This window comes from Fructilactobacillus sp. X3R2C1 (genome assembly GCF_059901235.1).
Map to the genome: position 1 here is coordinate 1 of NZ_JBWXVA010000002.1, position 15,222 is coordinate 15,222.

14 protein-coding genes and 13 tRNA genes are annotated in these 15,222 nt (G+C 37.0%); 24 read left to right on the forward strand and 3 right to left on the reverse strand.

The features are described 5' to 3' along the window. Position 1: 1 nt before the first annotated feature. The 13 genes from AC6UDB_RS01990 to AC6UDB_RS02050 all read left to right on the forward strand — a co-directional run bounded on the left by AC6UDB_RS01990 (position 2) and on the right by AC6UDB_RS02050 (position 1,185). A tRNA-Pro gene (locus AC6UDB_RS01990) sits at positions 2-75 on the forward strand. Positions 76-100: 25 nt separating this feature from the next. After that, positions 101-174: transfer RNA gene (locus AC6UDB_RS01995), tRNA-Met, on the forward strand. Positions 175-183: 9 nt separating this feature from the next. After that, a tRNA-Ile gene (locus AC6UDB_RS02000) sits at positions 184-257 on the forward strand. 66 nt (positions 258-323) lie between these two features. Continuing rightward, positions 324-413 (forward strand) — tRNA-Ser (locus AC6UDB_RS02005). A gap of 9 nt (positions 414-422) precedes the next feature. Then, positions 423-496: transfer RNA gene (locus tag AC6UDB_RS02010), tRNA-Met, on the forward strand. A 4-nt stretch (positions 497-500) separates the two neighbouring features. Beyond that, a tRNA-Asp gene (locus AC6UDB_RS02015) sits at positions 501-575 on the forward strand. A 7-nt stretch (positions 576-582) separates the two neighbouring features. Continuing rightward, positions 583-655: transfer RNA gene (locus tag AC6UDB_RS02020), tRNA-Phe, on the forward strand. Positions 656-675: 20 nt separating this feature from the next. Then, a tRNA-Gly gene (locus AC6UDB_RS02025) sits at positions 676-746 on the forward strand. A 16-nt stretch (positions 747-762) separates the two neighbouring features. Beyond that, a tRNA-Ile gene (locus AC6UDB_RS02030) sits at positions 763-837 on the forward strand. Between the two features lie 2 nt (positions 838-839). After that, positions 840-927, forward strand: a tRNA-Ser gene (locus tag AC6UDB_RS02035). A gap of 8 nt (positions 928-935) precedes the next feature. Next, positions 936-1,008, forward strand: a tRNA-Glu gene (locus AC6UDB_RS02040). Between the two features lie 24 nt (positions 1,009-1,032). Then, a tRNA-Met gene (locus AC6UDB_RS02045) sits at positions 1,033-1,106 on the forward strand. A gap of 4 nt (positions 1,107-1,110) precedes the next feature. Continuing rightward, positions 1,111-1,185 (forward strand) — tRNA-Asp (locus AC6UDB_RS02050). Between the two features lie 55 nt (positions 1,186-1,240). Here the strand turns inward: AC6UDB_RS02050 and AC6UDB_RS02055 are convergent. Further along, the gene (locus AC6UDB_RS02055; protein ID WP_500693954.1) at positions 1,241-1,741 is read right to left on the reverse strand and encodes a hypothetical protein; all 501 of its coding nucleotides are present in this window, start codon (positions 1,739-1,741) and stop codon (positions 1,241-1,243) included. Between the two features lie 103 nt (positions 1,742-1,844). Here AC6UDB_RS02055 and AC6UDB_RS02060 point away from each other — a divergent pair, with 103 nt between their 5' ends. From AC6UDB_RS02060 to AC6UDB_RS02080, 5 genes are all read left to right on the forward strand, one after another. Further along, on the forward strand, positions 1,845-2,585 hold the full coding sequence (locus tag AC6UDB_RS02060; RefSeq protein ID WP_500709032.1) for an MBL fold metallo-hydrolase: 741 nt from the start codon (positions 1,845-1,847) through the stop codon (positions 2,583-2,585). Between the two features lie 15 nt (positions 2,586-2,600). Further along, on the forward strand, positions 2,601-3,305 hold the full coding sequence (locus AC6UDB_RS02065) for an adaptor protein MecA (RefSeq protein WP_500707029.1): 705 nt from the start codon (positions 2,601-2,603) through the stop codon (positions 3,303-3,305). A 58-nt stretch (positions 3,306-3,363) separates the two neighbouring features. After that, positions 3,364-4,434 (forward strand): competence protein CoiA, encoded by a 1,071-nt coding sequence (locus AC6UDB_RS02070; RefSeq protein WP_500709033.1) that lies wholly within the window; start codon positions 3,364-3,366, stop codon positions 4,432-4,434. A gap of 15 nt (positions 4,435-4,449) precedes the next feature. Then, the gene (pepF, locus tag AC6UDB_RS02075) at positions 4,450-6,252 is read left to right on the forward strand and encodes an oligoendopeptidase F (protein ID WP_500709034.1); all 1,803 of its coding nucleotides are present in this window, start codon (positions 4,450-4,452) and stop codon (positions 6,250-6,252) included. An 80-nt stretch (positions 6,253-6,332) separates the two neighbouring features. After that, complete coding sequence (locus AC6UDB_RS02080; RefSeq protein WP_500709035.1) at positions 6,333-7,142, forward strand: aldo/keto reductase; 810 nt, start codon at positions 6,333-6,335, stop codon at positions 7,140-7,142. 50 nt (positions 7,143-7,192) lie between these two features. On the opposite strand, the gene AC6UDB_RS02085 is transcribed toward AC6UDB_RS02080, so the two are convergent. After that, positions 7,193-7,777 carry a DsbA family protein gene (locus AC6UDB_RS02085; protein ID WP_500693948.1) on the reverse strand — a complete coding sequence of 195 codons (585 nt, stop codon included), beginning with the start codon at positions 7,775-7,777 and terminating at the stop codon, positions 7,193-7,195. A gap of 176 nt (positions 7,778-7,953) precedes the next feature. Between AC6UDB_RS02085 and AC6UDB_RS02090 the strand changes: the two genes are divergently transcribed. The 5 genes from AC6UDB_RS02090 (at position 7,954) to AC6UDB_RS02110 (ending at position 13,916) form a co-directional block, all read left to right on the forward strand. After that, positions 7,954-8,589, forward strand: coding sequence for a GTP pyrophosphokinase (locus AC6UDB_RS02090; protein ID WP_500693947.1), 636 nt, complete (start codon positions 7,954-7,956; stop codon positions 8,587-8,589). Continuing rightward, positions 8,586-9,398, forward strand: a complete 813-nt coding sequence (locus AC6UDB_RS02095) for an NAD kinase (protein ID WP_500693946.1) — start codon at positions 8,586-8,588, stop codon at positions 9,396-9,398. The genes AC6UDB_RS02090 and AC6UDB_RS02095 overlap by 4 nt, the downstream gene beginning before the upstream one ends. Continuing rightward, positions 9,391-10,272 carry an RluA family pseudouridine synthase gene (locus tag AC6UDB_RS02100; protein WP_500709036.1) on the forward strand — a complete coding sequence of 294 codons (882 nt, stop codon included), beginning with the start codon at positions 9,391-9,393 and terminating at the stop codon, positions 10,270-10,272. The genes AC6UDB_RS02095 and AC6UDB_RS02100 overlap by 8 nt, the downstream gene beginning before the upstream one ends. Positions 10,273-10,520: 248 nt before the next feature. After that, positions 10,521-13,046 carry an SH3 domain-containing protein gene (locus AC6UDB_RS02105; RefSeq protein ID WP_500709037.1) on the forward strand — a complete coding sequence of 842 codons (2,526 nt, stop codon included), beginning with the start codon at positions 10,521-10,523 and terminating at the stop codon, positions 13,044-13,046. A gap of 72 nt (positions 13,047-13,118) precedes the next feature. Then, entirely contained in the window at positions 13,119-13,916 is a 798-nt protein-coding gene (locus AC6UDB_RS02110; RefSeq protein ID WP_500709038.1) for a MucBP domain-containing protein, read from the forward strand. Between the two features lie 80 nt (positions 13,917-13,996). Here the strand turns inward: AC6UDB_RS02110 and AC6UDB_RS02115 are convergent, their stop codons facing one another. Then, positions 13,997-14,578, reverse strand: coding sequence for a copper homeostasis protein CutC (locus AC6UDB_RS02115; RefSeq protein WP_500709039.1), 582 nt, complete (start codon positions 14,576-14,578; stop codon positions 13,997-13,999). A 130-nt stretch (positions 14,579-14,708) separates the two neighbouring features. On the opposite strand from AC6UDB_RS02115, the gene AC6UDB_RS02120 reads away from it, so the two are divergent. Continuing rightward, positions 14,709-15,221 (forward strand): tRNA (cytidine(34)-2'-O)-methyltransferase, encoded by a 513-nt coding sequence (locus tag AC6UDB_RS02120; protein ID WP_500709041.1) that lies wholly within the window; start codon positions 14,709-14,711, stop codon positions 15,219-15,221. Position 15,222 lies beyond the last annotated feature (1 nt).

A 15,222-nucleotide genomic window follows, 5' to 3' on the forward strand; every position in this document is an offset into this window, starting at 1 on the left:
TCGGGAAGTAGCTCAGCTTGGTAGAGCACCTGGTTTGGGACCAGGGGGTCGCAGGTTCGAATCCTGTCTTCCCGATTAGATACTTTTATGTATCTTAAATCGCGGTGTAGCTCAGCTGGCTAGAGCGTCCGGTTCATACCCGGGAGGTCGGGGGTTCGATCCCCTCTGCCGCGATTAGGTCTTGGACCTTTAGCTCAGTTGGTTAGAGCAGACGGCTCATAACCGTCCGGTCGTAGGTTCGAGTCCTACAAGGTCCATCCGAACGCTGTTTGGTGGGCGTTGAGGTTTATTGACTTATATGTTACAATTACTTTGTTGTTTTTGGAGGATTACCCAAGTCTGGCTGAAGGGAACGGTCTTGAAAACCGTCAGGCGAGTCAAATCGCGCGAGAGTTCGAATCTCTCATCCTCCTTTATATTATCGCGGGATAGAGCAGTCTGGTAGCTCGTCGGGCTCATAACCCGGAGGTCGTTGGTTCAAATCCAGCTCCCGCAATTTTGGTTCGTTGGTCTAGTTGGTTCAGGACGCCTGCCTGTCACGCAGGAGATCACGAGTTCGAGTCTCGTACGAACCGCTTAAATGGCTCGGTAGCTCAGTTGGTAGAGCAACGGATTGAAGCTCCGTGTGTCGGCAGTTCGATTCTGTCCCGCGCCACTTAATTTAATATTTTTTATGCGGGTGTAGTTTAGTGGTAAAACCGTAGCCTTCCAAGCTACTGTCGCGAGTCCGATTCTCGTCACCCGCTTTTATTTGTTTTATTTGGGTCTATAGCTCAGTCGGTTTAGAGCGCACGCCTGATAAGCGTGAGGTCGATGGTTCGAGTCCACCTAGACCCATTGGAGAAGTACTCAAGTGGCTGAAGAGGCGCCCCTGCTAAGGGTGTAGGTCGCGCAAGCGGCGCGAGAGTTCGAATCTCTCCTTCTCCGTTTATTATGACCCGTTGGTCAAGTGGTTTAAGACACTGCCCTTTCACGGCAGTAACATGGGTTCGAATCCCGTACGGGTCATCATTATTTTTACTATATAATTATCGCGGGATAGAGCAGTCTGGTAGCTCGTCGGGCTCATAACCCGGAGGTCGTTGGTTCAAATCCAGCTCCCGCAATTTTGGTTCGTTGGTCTAGTTGGTTCAGGACGCCTGCCTGTCACGCAGGAGATCACGAGTTCGAGTCTCGTACGAACCGTATCATTATCATATAAAAAAAGAGATGAATTGATTCATCTCTTTTTTTATATCTATTAATTGTTTGTCGGTGCAACCCGTTGATAACTGGCTGAGCGGTAATCAATGTTAGGATCGTTTTTAAATTTAGAAACAATACTTTCAGGACGATTAGCCCAATCATTGTATGCGTATGCTCCACGCCATAAAGTGAGAATAATACGCTTAGTATGATCCTTTGAATCTGACATATAATACCCCGAAAACATTCCGCTTGGTAATTCAGGACTGCTCATGAAGGTGTTCATGTTTGCATCTAAAACTTTACGTTGGTCATCTGATGGTGAAAGTTCTACATAATTAATGAAATAACTCCAGTTGTCTTCGCCAACGTGTGAAAGGACGTCATAAGTGATGGGACTTTTGAAAATTGATTCCTTTCCACTGTAATCCAGGAGCTGGAGGCCTGAATCATTATTGTTGGTAGAGAATAGTGCTAAATCCCTTTCAGGATTACTTTTCATTATGTGCACTAATACATTCTTCGTGCCAAATGTTACAGAAATTTGTCTTATCATATTATTAACTTCCTTTTGATGTAAATTGCTTCATAATTAGTTTAGAATAAATCCTAATGAGTTAAAAGGAAAATGTCCTAATTTTTGGAAATGGGGGATAAAAATGAAACTTACGGTTTTAGGTGATTATGGTGGTTATCCTTATGATGGAATTGGTACTAGTGGATATTTAGTTACTAGCGGTAACTTTAATTTGTTAGTTGACTGTGGGAGCGGAATAATGCTCTCATTAGAGAAGGTCTTAGAACCACTAAAATTAAATGCAGTTATCTTGTCACATTATCATGCAGATCACATCGCAGATGTTGGGGTGTTACAGTACTATTGGCAGTTACATGATAAACGTTATGACACCGATGTTTTGCCAATTTACGGAAACACAGCTGATCAGATTCATTACAACCAGTTAGATTGGCCCAATTCGACTGAAAAAGAACCCTTTAGTGTCGATAGTGAACTTGAAGTAGGACCATTTACAGTCACATTTTTAAAGACAATCCATCCCGTGCCAGCCTTTGCAATGAAGATTGTTGAGCGATCATCTGGAAAAGTATTGAGTTACACAGCTGATACACGTTATTTTGATGGTCTGATTAATTTTGTTCAGAACTCTGATATGTTAATATCAGATACGAATTTCTTTGAGGATGTGGATGGTGAATTGTGGCATATGACTTCTAAACAGTCGGGTCACTTAGCTCGATTGTCAGATAGTAAGAACCTGTTAATAAGTCATCTCCCTCAAAGTGGTAGTCACGTAAAATTGTTACAGCAAGCACAACAAGCCGCTGGTAAAAAGGTTAATGTTGAATTGCCTAAAATAAGAAAGGCAATTAGGATTTAGGAGGCGATTCATTTTATGAAATTCCATCGTGTTAACAAAGATACAATCCGTGTACTGATTAACAAAGAAGACTTAAAAAAGCATGGAATTGGGATGCTTGATCTTTTAGGAAATCGAGAAAAATGTGAACAATTTTTCTATAGCATTCTTGATGAAGCTGACGTTGAAAAAGACTTTACGGATACAGATACGGTTTTGTTTCAAATTCTTCCTAGCCAAGATGGATTAGAGTTATTTATTAGTAAAGATAAGAATATTTCAAATCAAATTGGTGATAATGGTGGGATGTTACCTCCATTAAATGAAAATAGGAAGCAACGAACCAGAAAAAACGTTAATGATATTCGCAAGATGTATGATATCTTTGATAAAAAGACTGGTAAACGACTAATTCCAATCAAATTCAATTCATTTGATGATTTAATTGGTCTTGCCAATAAATGGAAAGAAGTTACTCCCCGCCATTCAGTAGAATTAAAAACTGATTTGTATCAATATCAAAATTCGTATATTATTATGTTTAGATACTATTTGAATGGTCAATACGATAGTGAGGGTAATTCTAATCTTGATGACCTTAATCATATGATTAATGATGAAATGGGAATTGTTTATGAGTATGGGAAAATTGCACCACTGACTGAAGATAAATTAAAGAAGTATGGTAAGCAAATTACGGTTGGTGATGCACTTGAAACAATTGCATATTATTTTAAGTAAAAAGATTCGCATTTAGCGAATCTTTTTTCGTATATTGCGAAGGGTCTTTTTTATGTTAATGGCTTTAGAAAATGGAAAGCTAATTATGGCACGAGATGCCAAAAGGAATCATAAATATTATTGCTGTGATTGTGGTGAATTGGTGGTTTTGAAAAAAGGTATTAATAAAATTCCACATTTTGCTCATCAAGCAAATTCGAAGTGTAAAACGGGAGCCGGTGAATCTTATGCGCATACACTTGGCAAAGACATCATATTAAACTCGTTACCATGTGATGCTGATGTAGAGGTATATTTACCAGCTTTAAAACAACGAGCGGATATTCTTTTGAGTAATATGGCAATTGAGTATCAATGCAGTCCTATTAGCTTTCAACAGTTGAGTAAGCGGGTAGCTGGTTACCATTCAATTGGTCTGGAATCTTCTTGGATCTTGGGAATGAAATATTATAAAAAGAAGGTTTCGAGTCCTTCGGTACTTCAATTCATTAGATATCATAAAAACACGGGGTACTATCTTGTTTATATGAATTCTTTTAGATCACGATATTTTATCCGCTACCAAATTCATCAAGTTGATGGGGTCTATCGTTACCGAGAGAAGTCATTTAAATGCTGGTATTCAATGTTTGAATTTTTTAACAAAAAGCAATCTGATAAATTAAAGCAGCCCAATTTAATCAAAGTATGTAAACAAATTGAGAAGAAAGTTCGCTATCGTGATCAGGGGATGATGGCATTACAGGAATACTGTTACCTAAATGGAAAGACGGTGACTGGATGTCCACTTATTTGTCATCATTATCGGATGTTGCCTCCAGTTTTTGGTCACCAGTGGTTGACTTGGGAAATAATTTTCATCTGTGAACTAAAAAAGTGGGTTGGTAAAAGTATTTTTCAATTTATGGATAAAGTATATCAAGAAAGCCATTTTGCTGATCCAAATGATCAATTTGTTTTTCTAACCAGTGTTGAAAATGTAAGGAAGGCTTATATCCAAAGATTTGTGGCTTGTTTGATTCATAATAAGCTGTTGGTGATTGATGATGGAAAGATTGAACGAGTTGAAGAATTTACATGGTATAGAGATGTTTATGCTAAGATAAGCATGATTAAGAAACGTTCATGAAATGGAGATTGTAAAATGTCAAAGATAAATGATTTGCCAAATCGAAACGAGGTTCCAAAAGAATTAACTTGGGATTTGACTACTGTGTATAAGGATCATGCGGAGTTTGAACGAGCATATAGTGAAGTTAATGATTTAGTTGGAAGAGTTAGTCAATTAAAAGGGCAACTTGGCTTAAATAGTGAATCGCTTTTAAGTGTAATTAGGCAAGTATTGGACTTGAATCGAAAATATGAAAAATTATATGTTTATGCTCAGTCAGCTAGTGATGTTGATACTACTAATAATAACCTTCAAAGTGACATGGACCGGGTTAATAAATTAGGAAGCAAAGTTGGTCAGGCACAGTCTTGGTTTGAACCCGAAATCATTTCCTTAGGGTCTGAAAGCATCGAACAGTTTATTAGGGAAAATCCAAAGTTGGAAGAATATCGAAGATTTTTTGATAAGATTTTAGTTAATCAGGATCATGTTTTACCTGAGGACCAAGAAAAGTTGATGGCTAGGGCTTCAACAATTTTTGAGGCACCCGAAAAGACATTTGGAATCTTAGATAGTTCTGACCTTAAATTTCCTCAGGTGGATGATGGGTCGGGTAAAAAAGTACGACTTTCTAACGGTATTTATAGTTTACTTCTAGAGTCGCAAAAGCCAGAAGTGAGAAAAAATGCTTTTAGGGCTTTTTATTCCACCTTTGATCAATTTCAGAACACGCTTGCTTCAACTTTGTCAGCAGAGGTATCTGTTCATAACTTTGAAGCACAGACGAGAAAATATGATTCAGCAAGACAAATGGCAATGAGTGAAAATGAGATTCCTGAAACTGTCTATACAACCTTAGTAAAAAGTGTTCATGAACACCTACCGTTATTTCATCGGTACGTTGCGCTTAGAAAAAAAGCTTTAAATGTTTCTGAATTACACATGTATGATATGTACGTGCCATTAAGTGGAAAACCAAGTCTTAAGTATTCCTTTGGTCGAGCCAAGGATGAAGCTTTAAAAGCACTAAGTGTTTACGGTCCTGACTACGTTAAACATGTTAAAGAAGAATTTAATAACCGCTGGATTGATGTAGTTGAAAATAAAGGGAAACGTACAGGAGCATACTCATCTGGGATGTATGATACGAATCCATTTGTTTTGCTTAATTGGCAAGATAATCTTGATAATTTATACACTTTGGTGCACGAGACAGGACATAGTATGCACAGTTACTATACTTCTCATAACCAACCATACCAGTACGGCGATTATTCAATCTTCGTGGCCGAAATTGCGTCAACTACTAACGAAAATATCTTGACTGATTACTTACTTAAAAATAATTCTGATCCAGAAGTCCGCAAATACGTCCTTAATTCTTATTTAGATGGGGTAAAGGGAACGATTTTTCGGCAAACTCAGTTTGCTGAATTTGAAGGGTTTATCCATCAATCAGAACAAGAAGGAAAGTCGTTAACTGCGGACTTTATGAACAAATATTACTTTAATTTGAACCAAGAATATTATGGAAAAGACGTTGTTTCTGATCCTGAGATTCGACTTGAATGGTCCAGAATTCCTCATTTTTACTATGATTTCTACGTTTATCAATACGCAACTGGTTTTGCGGCTGCTTCCGCATTAGCGGATCGAGTTATGAGTGGAGATCCTAAAAAGATTGATTCGTATCTGAACTATTTAAAATCAGGAAGTAGTAAGGATCCTATTACTATTATGAAAGCAGCTGGAGTTGATATGACTAAACCGGATTATTTAAATCAAGCCTTTGATAAGTTTGAAAGACGCTTAGATGAACTGGAAAAAATGCTTTAAAACTACTGTGAGCACAATGTTTGAAATATTATGTGAGAGGAATATGCTGTACTTGTAATTAATTGAGGAGGGGTGTTTGCATGACAGCTAGAGATGAAACATTTACTTTAAATAATGGGATTAAGATTCCCAAGATTTTTTTTGGAACCTATGAAATTCCAGCTAGAGAGACGGAAAAGAGTGTCGATCAAGCATTAAAGGATGGTTATCCTGGGATCGATACTGCGCGTGATTACGGCAACGAACGTGAAGTTGGAAATGCAATCAAGAACAGTGATGTTAACCGTGATGATATTTTTCTAACCACTAAGATTGAAAGCCCAGAATCTTACGATGAAGCAACTAAAATGATTGATGAAGCATTAGAAAAATTACAAACTGACTACATTGATTTAATGTTGTATCATTGGCCTGCAGGTGATTTAGCGGAAACTTACAGAGCAATGGAAGATGCCGTTAAGGCTGGTAAACTAAAGAGCATCGGTTTGTCCAACTTTTATGGTGATGATCTCAGTACCATTTTGAAGAGTGCAACCATTAAACCAGTTGTCGATCAAGTTGAGACTAACGTATTTCGTCAACAAAAAGACTTTTTGCCAGTTGCTAAAAAAGATGATTTGCGACTGGAAGCTTGGTCACCATTTGCACGAGGTCGTAATGGATTCTTTACCAATGAAACGTTGGGAAAGATTGCTCAAGCTCACGATAAGACCATTGGTCAGGTGGGCCTTCGCTTCTTAATTCAAAATGGAATTATTGTTTTACCACGATCCACTAAACCAGATCGGATTAAGAGTAATTTGGATATTTTCAATTTTGAGTTAACACCCGATGAAATGAAAGAAATTAATAAGCTAGATACTGAAAAGAGCCAGTTTGGTTGGCTTTAGTAATAAAAAAGTGGTCTCGCACTATTAGGTGCGAGACCACTTTTTTTATTCTAGAGAACCCTTAGATTATTTGTTTGTTTAATTTTACCATCAAGTTCTCGTGATTCCTTTTGAATTATGTGATTACAAATATCAAATAACTCTTGGTAGTCAACTTTATCAATTAGTAAACCGTTGTCTGAAGAATCACAGTCGAATATTACTAGATTACCATGATTTGAGATATTCATTTCTGAAATCATTTGTTGATCAGATTGAAAGGTGCTCTCAGTTAATTTTGAACGACGGTCTTCTTTAAACATTTCCAAGTCTAGATTAGCTTTTTGGGCAATGTCGTAAACTAAGCTATCGCAGTAAGTCATGTTTCTTTTTAGAATGTCGTGCTGTAGTGCAAATAAAAAGGTTCGACCCTTTTTTGCTCCTTGAAATAGTGCTGCTTTATAATCAAGGATTAGTTTATATGGAAGAAGTTGTGAGTGAGCTTCCTTATTACCAGATATAACGCTAAGGTTCATGATCGGAATGATTCGAAATGATGTCTTACAGGGTAATTGCTTTGATAAACGATCAATAGTTTGTTCAGATTCAGCACAATCACTGCAAGTTGGGTCTACAAATAAATATAGTTCAATCATAACTTTTTCCTTTCCTAGTTTGTTATCTTTCTCTTCTATAACGACGCACTTACTAGATTATCATTTTTTTATAAAAATTCAATAAATTTGTTTTAGTACTCTTATTATACTGGGATGATAATTAAGTGTGGTATTATGTTTCTGGAACAATATGACAGACTGGAGATTGTTGTTTTATGGTGAAGAATTGGGATGACTTTTTATTTCCATATCAAGAAGCTTCAAATGAATTAAAATTAAAATTACGTGGGATTCGCTCAGAGTACTTAGAACGTGGTGAACGCTCACCAATTGAGTTTGTTACTAGTAGAATTAAGCCAATCGATAGTATCAAGGAAAAGATGCAGCGACGTCACATTGAAGAATCACGTTTGTCTGAAGACATGGAAGATATTTGTGGGTTGCGCATTATGTGTGAATTTCTTGATGATATTTACACGGTAGTAGACATTCTTAGAAAACGAAATGACATTAATATTTTAGAAGAACGGGATTACGTTAATAATGAGAAAGCCAGTGGCTACCGTTCATACCACATTGTATTTAGTTATCCCTTGCAGTTAGTCGATGGGCAAAGGGATATTCTGGCTGAAATTCAAATTAGAACTTTAGCAATGAACTTTTGGGCTACCATTGAACATTCTTTAAATTATAAGCATCCTGATGTTTTTCCTCCTGAAGTTCATAAGAGGTTACAGGGGGCATCGGAAACCGCTTATAAGTTGGATGAAGAAATGTTAGAGATTAAACAAGAGTTAGATCGAGATCTTAAGGATCAAAACGATAAACACGAATCGAGGGACCAAAAATGAAAATTGCAATTTATAGTAACGATGGTGAGACCTCGAGTCGAATTGCGTCGGAATTATCAAAAGAGATTGAAAATGCAAAAGATTTAGAAATTGATGAACTTAATCCTGAAATTGTAATTTCCGTTGGTGGAGACGGTACGTTACTTTCTGCTTTTCATCATTACGATGATTTGACTGACAAAATTAGGTTCGTTGGAATTCACACGGGTCATTTGGGATTTTATACTGACTGGCGTGATACTGAAGTGACCCAGTTGGTTGAAAGTTTGAAGCATGATAATGGTCAAAGTGTTAGCTATCCCTTATTAGATATCGAAGTAGATTATGCTGATGGGGGACAGCCAGATTATATGATTGCCCTTAATGAAGCGACGTTTAAAAAATTGTTTGGAACGATGGTGGCCAAAGTCTTCATCAAGGGAGAACTTTTTGAAAACTTTCGTGGCGATGGATTATGTATTTCAACTCCCACTGGATCCACCGCATACAATAAATCAGTAGGGGGAGCAATTATTTCGCCTAAGTTCAATTCAATTCAAGTGGCTGAGATGGCTTCAATTAATAACCGGGTTTTTCGAACGATTGGTTCACCGATCATTATTCCACCAACTGAATCCATTACGATTGTGCCGGAAGTATCGCTCCATAACGTTCTAACATACGACCAGTTATTAATTAAAGATCGTCCAATTAAGTCCATTAAATTCAAAATTTCCAAACGAAGAATTTATTTTGCCAAATATCGTCACACTCATTTTTGGCAGCGGGTAAGTAATTCATTCATTGGGGAAACCCTTGACGATGATTAGCTTTGATTGGATTTATGATGAATATAAACCCATGAAAGTCAGAACGTTTGTGATGAAAAATGGGGTTACCAGATCGCTACTTAAAAGTATTCGTTATCATGGTGGTCACTTGATGGTGAATAGTAGGGATGTTTATACTAGTTTTGAATTATCACGTGGTGATCGAGTTAAGGTTATTTTGCCACCTGAAGAACAAAATGATTTTTTGCAGGTTTCAAATTTACCGATTAAGATTTTATTTGAAAATGATAATTTTTTGGTAATTGATAAGCCGGTCGGAGTTGCTTCAGTTCCTTCACATATTTATCCTAATGACACAATTTTAAATCGTGTTTTAGGTTATTATGTTCGTAATGATTATCCAAGTAAGAAGGTTCACATCGTTAATCGTCTTGATCGTGATACGAGTGGTCCGGTTATTTTTGCTAAGAATCATTTAGCTCATTCGGTACTTGATAAGCAACTGAAAGACCGACAGGTAAAAAAATATTATGTTGCCGTTGTGTTAGGTGAACTTAACATCAAGCACGGGCAGATTGTGCTCCCAATTGGTAGAAAACCAGGATCATTTATCGAACGAGAAGTCAGAAATGACGGCAAATATTGTCGAACTGAATTTTGGACATTAAAGGTTAATAATGGAATGTCATTGGTCAAAATTAGGTTGCATACGGGGCGAACACATCAAATCCGGGTTCATTTTGCAAGAATTGGCTATCCGCTTGTGGGAGACTGGCTATATAATCCTCACGAACACAGCAATAAACGGCAAAAATTACATTGTTATCAAACAATTTTTTTTGATCCGTTTGAAAAAAAAGACATCAAAGTCGAATCCCAAATTCCCAGTGATTTTAAAGAGTTATTGAATTAAGATTTATTGGTTTTTATAATATTTGGTTAGCTAAAACGTATAATTCTAGGACACTGGTGTCCTAGAATTATATTTTTTCATGAGTTAAAGATGAGCCAAAATAAATAATTAAGTAAATTGGGGTAGACATTTTTAAGATTTCACTTTAGAATAATTACTATTAATATTGTTTATATTTTTATTAATTTTTGATCGTTAGATGTTATACTTAATTATGATATTACAGTTTTTAAAAGGAGAGATAATTGATGAAGAAGCTCATTAAGAAGCACAACCAAGTGGCTCTTAGTACTGGAGAAACTAAACGCCGTAACAAATTGGTGAAAACCAAAAAGGGCTGGATGAAAGTAGCTATGGGTACGGTCTTTGCCAGTGCGGCATTGTTCACGTTTAACTTAAATAGTTCAGTAAATGCTGATAAGGTAAGTACTGTCCCAGTTTCTGAAAGTGAACCGGCTTCAAATGTTCAACCAAAGAAGGAAATTGTTCAAGAACAACCAACAGTTGCAAACACTAATCAAACCCAAAACGATAGTGGTTCAACCCAAGTGGAAAACACTAATAAGACTGCCACACAGTTACAACAAGCAGGATCAGTAAATGGTGAGACAAATACAGAAGTTAAGAATTCTTCTGAAACAAATGTACATACACCAACATTACAATCAAGTGATTCTAAACAATCTCAGAACGAAAATGAAGTTACTACTGATAATCAACAACCAACTAAGACTGATCAGTCAGCTCAAACTAACTCATTAAATGATAGTAATGCTGTTTCAAAATCGACTGAGACTAATAGTGTCAAGGATCAGAATGACTCTAATGAACAGCAACAATCACCAAAAGTTTCAGAGACTAGTGATCAACAGCAAGTAACAAAAGCTGATGCCAGTCAACAATCAGCACAGAATTCTGAAGTTGCTCTCAAGGCAGCTGATAATGCTGAAAACGAGAACAAAGTTTCTGAAAATAATAATGAGCATCAACAGAATGCAGATCAAAATCAAAACGTTAACTTAAAGGCTGACGTTGCCACTCCAGATAAGCAGATTGGTCCTGGTTATTATGATTCAAGCGTTGAAAACAACGTAAATCAAAACGTGCAACGCCCATCACAATATACTAATTTTAATGTTTCAAATAACACTAATTTTGCCAGTTATACTCAGGACTTTATCAATAAGGTGACTCCTGGTGCAATTGCTGGATGGAAGAAATATGGTGTTTTACCATCAATTTCAATCGCTCAGGCCATCATTGAAAGTGGTTGGGGGAGATCTGGATTAGCCGTTAAGGGTAACAATTTATTTGGAATCAAAGGTTCTTATAACGGTCAATCAATCTACTTTCCAACTCAAGAATACATCAATGGACACTGGGTTACTGTTCAAGCAGCCTTTAGATTATACCCAAGCTGGGCTGCAAGCATTGAAGACCATGGTGCTTTCTTAAGAGACAACCCACGTTACAGCAACTTACTTGGCGTAAGAGATTACGTGAGTGTAGCCTATGCTTTACAAAATGATGGATATGCGACTGATCCTAGTTATGCTCAGACACTTATTAACTGTGTCCGTAACTATAATTTAACTAGCATCGATCAAATCGCCTTTCAAGATGAAGGTAATCCACTACCAGCTCCTGATGTTAAGCCAGCTTCTGGTACTTATACCTTCAGTCAAACCACCAATATTAGAACCTCACCAAGCCTAAGTGCTCCAGTTGTAGGACAATATAAGGCTGGAGAGAGTGTCATTTACAATGGTACTGTTGATGCTGATGGATATACATGGTTAAGATACAAATCATATTCTGGTGATGATTTGTATGTTGCTAAGGTAAGCGACGTACCAGCCTCAAAGCCAGAGTCAAATGTCACACCAGCTTCTGGAACCTATACTTTTGGTCAAACTACTAACATTAGAACTGCTCCAAGTACTAGTTCTCAGATTGTAGGTCAATATGATGCTGGTGAACGAGTTGTTTATGACGGGACTGTCCAAGCTGATGGATACACGTGGTTAAGATATCGTGGTGGATCAGGTGCTTACCGTTACGTTGCTAAACTAAGCAATACTTCTACTCCCGCACCTAACCCAGATGCAAACGTTAAGCAAGAATCAGGGATGTATACCTTTAATCAAACTACCAACATTAGAACTGCTCCAAGTACTAGTTCACAAGTTGTGGGACAGTACGATGCCGGTGAGCGAGTTGTTTATGATGGTACTGTTAATGCCGGTGGATACACATGGTTAAGATATAAGGCAGCTTCAGGTGCCTACCGTTACGTTGCTAAACTAGATAACAATACTTCAACTCCAAATAACCAACCAAATGTCACTGAAACTTCAGGTACTTATACATTTGGTCAAACTACTAATATTAGAACTTCACCAAGTACTAATTCACAGGTTGTAGGCCAATATAATGCCGGTGAACGAGTAGTGTACGATGGCAAAGTAATTGCTAATGGATACACATGGTTAAGATATCGTGGTGGATCAGGTGCCTACCGTTATGTTGCTGAATTAGGAAATGGTTCTGTTTCTGGTAACAACCAATCAGACGTTACTCCCACTTCTGGCCGATTTACCTTCAGACATGCTACTAACATTAGAACTTCACCAAATACCAGTTCACAAATTGTGGGACAATATGATGCTGGAGAAAGCGTTGTTTATGATGGCAAAGTAATTGCTAATGGATACACTTGGTTAAGATACCGAGCAGCTTCAGGTGCATATCGTTACGTTGCCGACTTGAACTAAAATTAATTAGGTGAAAATAATTTTTAGGAACACCCTTAAACATTTTCAAATAAATGAAATGGAGTATGGATTATGAACTTAAAGAAAGTAACCTCACTAATTTTAATTAGTTTTGCAGTGGTCACCATGGGAGTGTTTGTGCCTAATGTGGGACATGTTAATGCGCAAACTACTCAATTTGCACAGGGTAATAGTGGTCAAGGGGAGATTGTAGTTCACTACGTTGATCAAAATGGTCAAGTAATTCGTCCTGCAACCACCGCCATGGGAGCAACTGGTAGTACCTATATTGCGTCGATTCCTAACATTCCTGGATACAAGTATTCTAGTATTCAAAATGGACAAAATAATAGTAATGGCCCCCAAATGACATTTGGTGGTAGTGATAGTTCAACAGATATTATGGAAATGACGATTATTTATTCATCAACTGGTAACAGTACGGCAAATAATAAACAACCTAACCGTGCTAATGCTGGTGTGAGTTCCAATGGTAATAATGGTAGTCAGACTAATGGTAAGAATAAAAATAATAACGGGACTAGTGATAGTTCAGCTACTGGCACCCAGAAGAATGCTACTAATAATAATCAGACAAATGAAAAAGCCAAGGATCAATCAAAGGCCAAAGATAATTCCCAAAAACCCAATGCTGATAAGAATGCCAAGGATAAAAAGAATCAATCTGATAAGAAGAATCAGAAAAATAAAAAGGCAAAAAAAGATCATGACAAAAATGATGCTAAGCACGAGAAAAAAGATGGGAGCATTACTCCCTGGGTAGTTGGAGGAATTATTGTGGTGGTAGTTGCTGGAGTTGGGGCTTTTCTATGGCACAAGTTCAGAGGACCACGTCATTTTGAGCATTAAAAAAGTTCATTGATTGGAGAAAAACAAATAATCCCGTAACGCTAGTTTTTAGCGGTACGGGATTATTTTTATAGCTGAAGCTATTTTTTGTTAATTATAATATTGGGATCAGCAATCTTTTGGACCTTATCCAATTCATCTTTGGACTCTACGAGTGGAACTAACTGAAGATTCTGATAATTTTTTATTTTTGCAGATAAACTTTCTATTCTGGTTGATGCAACTACTCCAGCAAAGTTATTGTTATCAATCCAGTTCAGAGTATCAGTCCAATTTTTTTCAATTATTTGATCAAATGCAGGTGAAAAATACAGTTGCATGCCGCCTGCTGCCGCCATCAAAATTTCCATGGCCTCTAAGTCGACTTTATTTTGGTCATTTAAAGCACCAATAATGACACCATCAACACCTAACTCTTGGCATTGGAAAAGATCATCTTCCATGATTTTTATCTCAGAATCATTAAAGGTACTAGTATTATTATTTGATGAAATTAAGACGTCGATGCTTCGCTTTTTTTCGTGAGCATATTTACATGCTTCTGCGATAAATCCACGACTGGGGGTCATCATTTCCTGATTAATTGCAATTTTTAATTGAGAACTTTCAAGTTCAGCAGATACCTCTCTAAATTTTGATACAAGTGGTTCAACGATTGTCATATAAAACTACCTCCTGCAACAATTATAACTATTATAGATCTGAATTGACATCGATTTTGCGCTTAAATGGAATTAGACGCGTGATATAATTGAAAAAGAAAGTTATTGAACGAATTATTGGAGGATGTAAATGACTAATCATATTGCATTATTTGAACCATTAATGCCAGCTAATACTGGCAATATTGCAAGAACATGTGCGGGAACTGATACCGTTCTTGATTTAATTAAACCGTTGGGTTTTTCGGTTGATGATAAACACTTAAAGAGAGCTGGATTAGATTACTGGGATAAGGTTAAGATCAATTATCACGAAAATCTTCCTGAATTTTTAAAAACCATTCCAGACAAGCAAAGGTTGTTTTTGGTTTCAAAGTTTGGGAAAAAGGTGTATACAAATCCTAATTATAGTGATGATAACGTGGATTATTATTTTTTGTTTGGAAAAGAAACGACGGGATTGCCCGAAAACTTTGAACGTCAGTATTCCAAACAAGCTATTAGAATTCCTCAAGATGATTCTCATATTCGAGCATTGAATTTATCGAACACTTGTGCGATTGTAATATATGAGGCTTTAAGGCAACAGAAATTTGCTGGACTTGAAGTGACTCATACTTATGAGCACGATAAATTAAAATAAT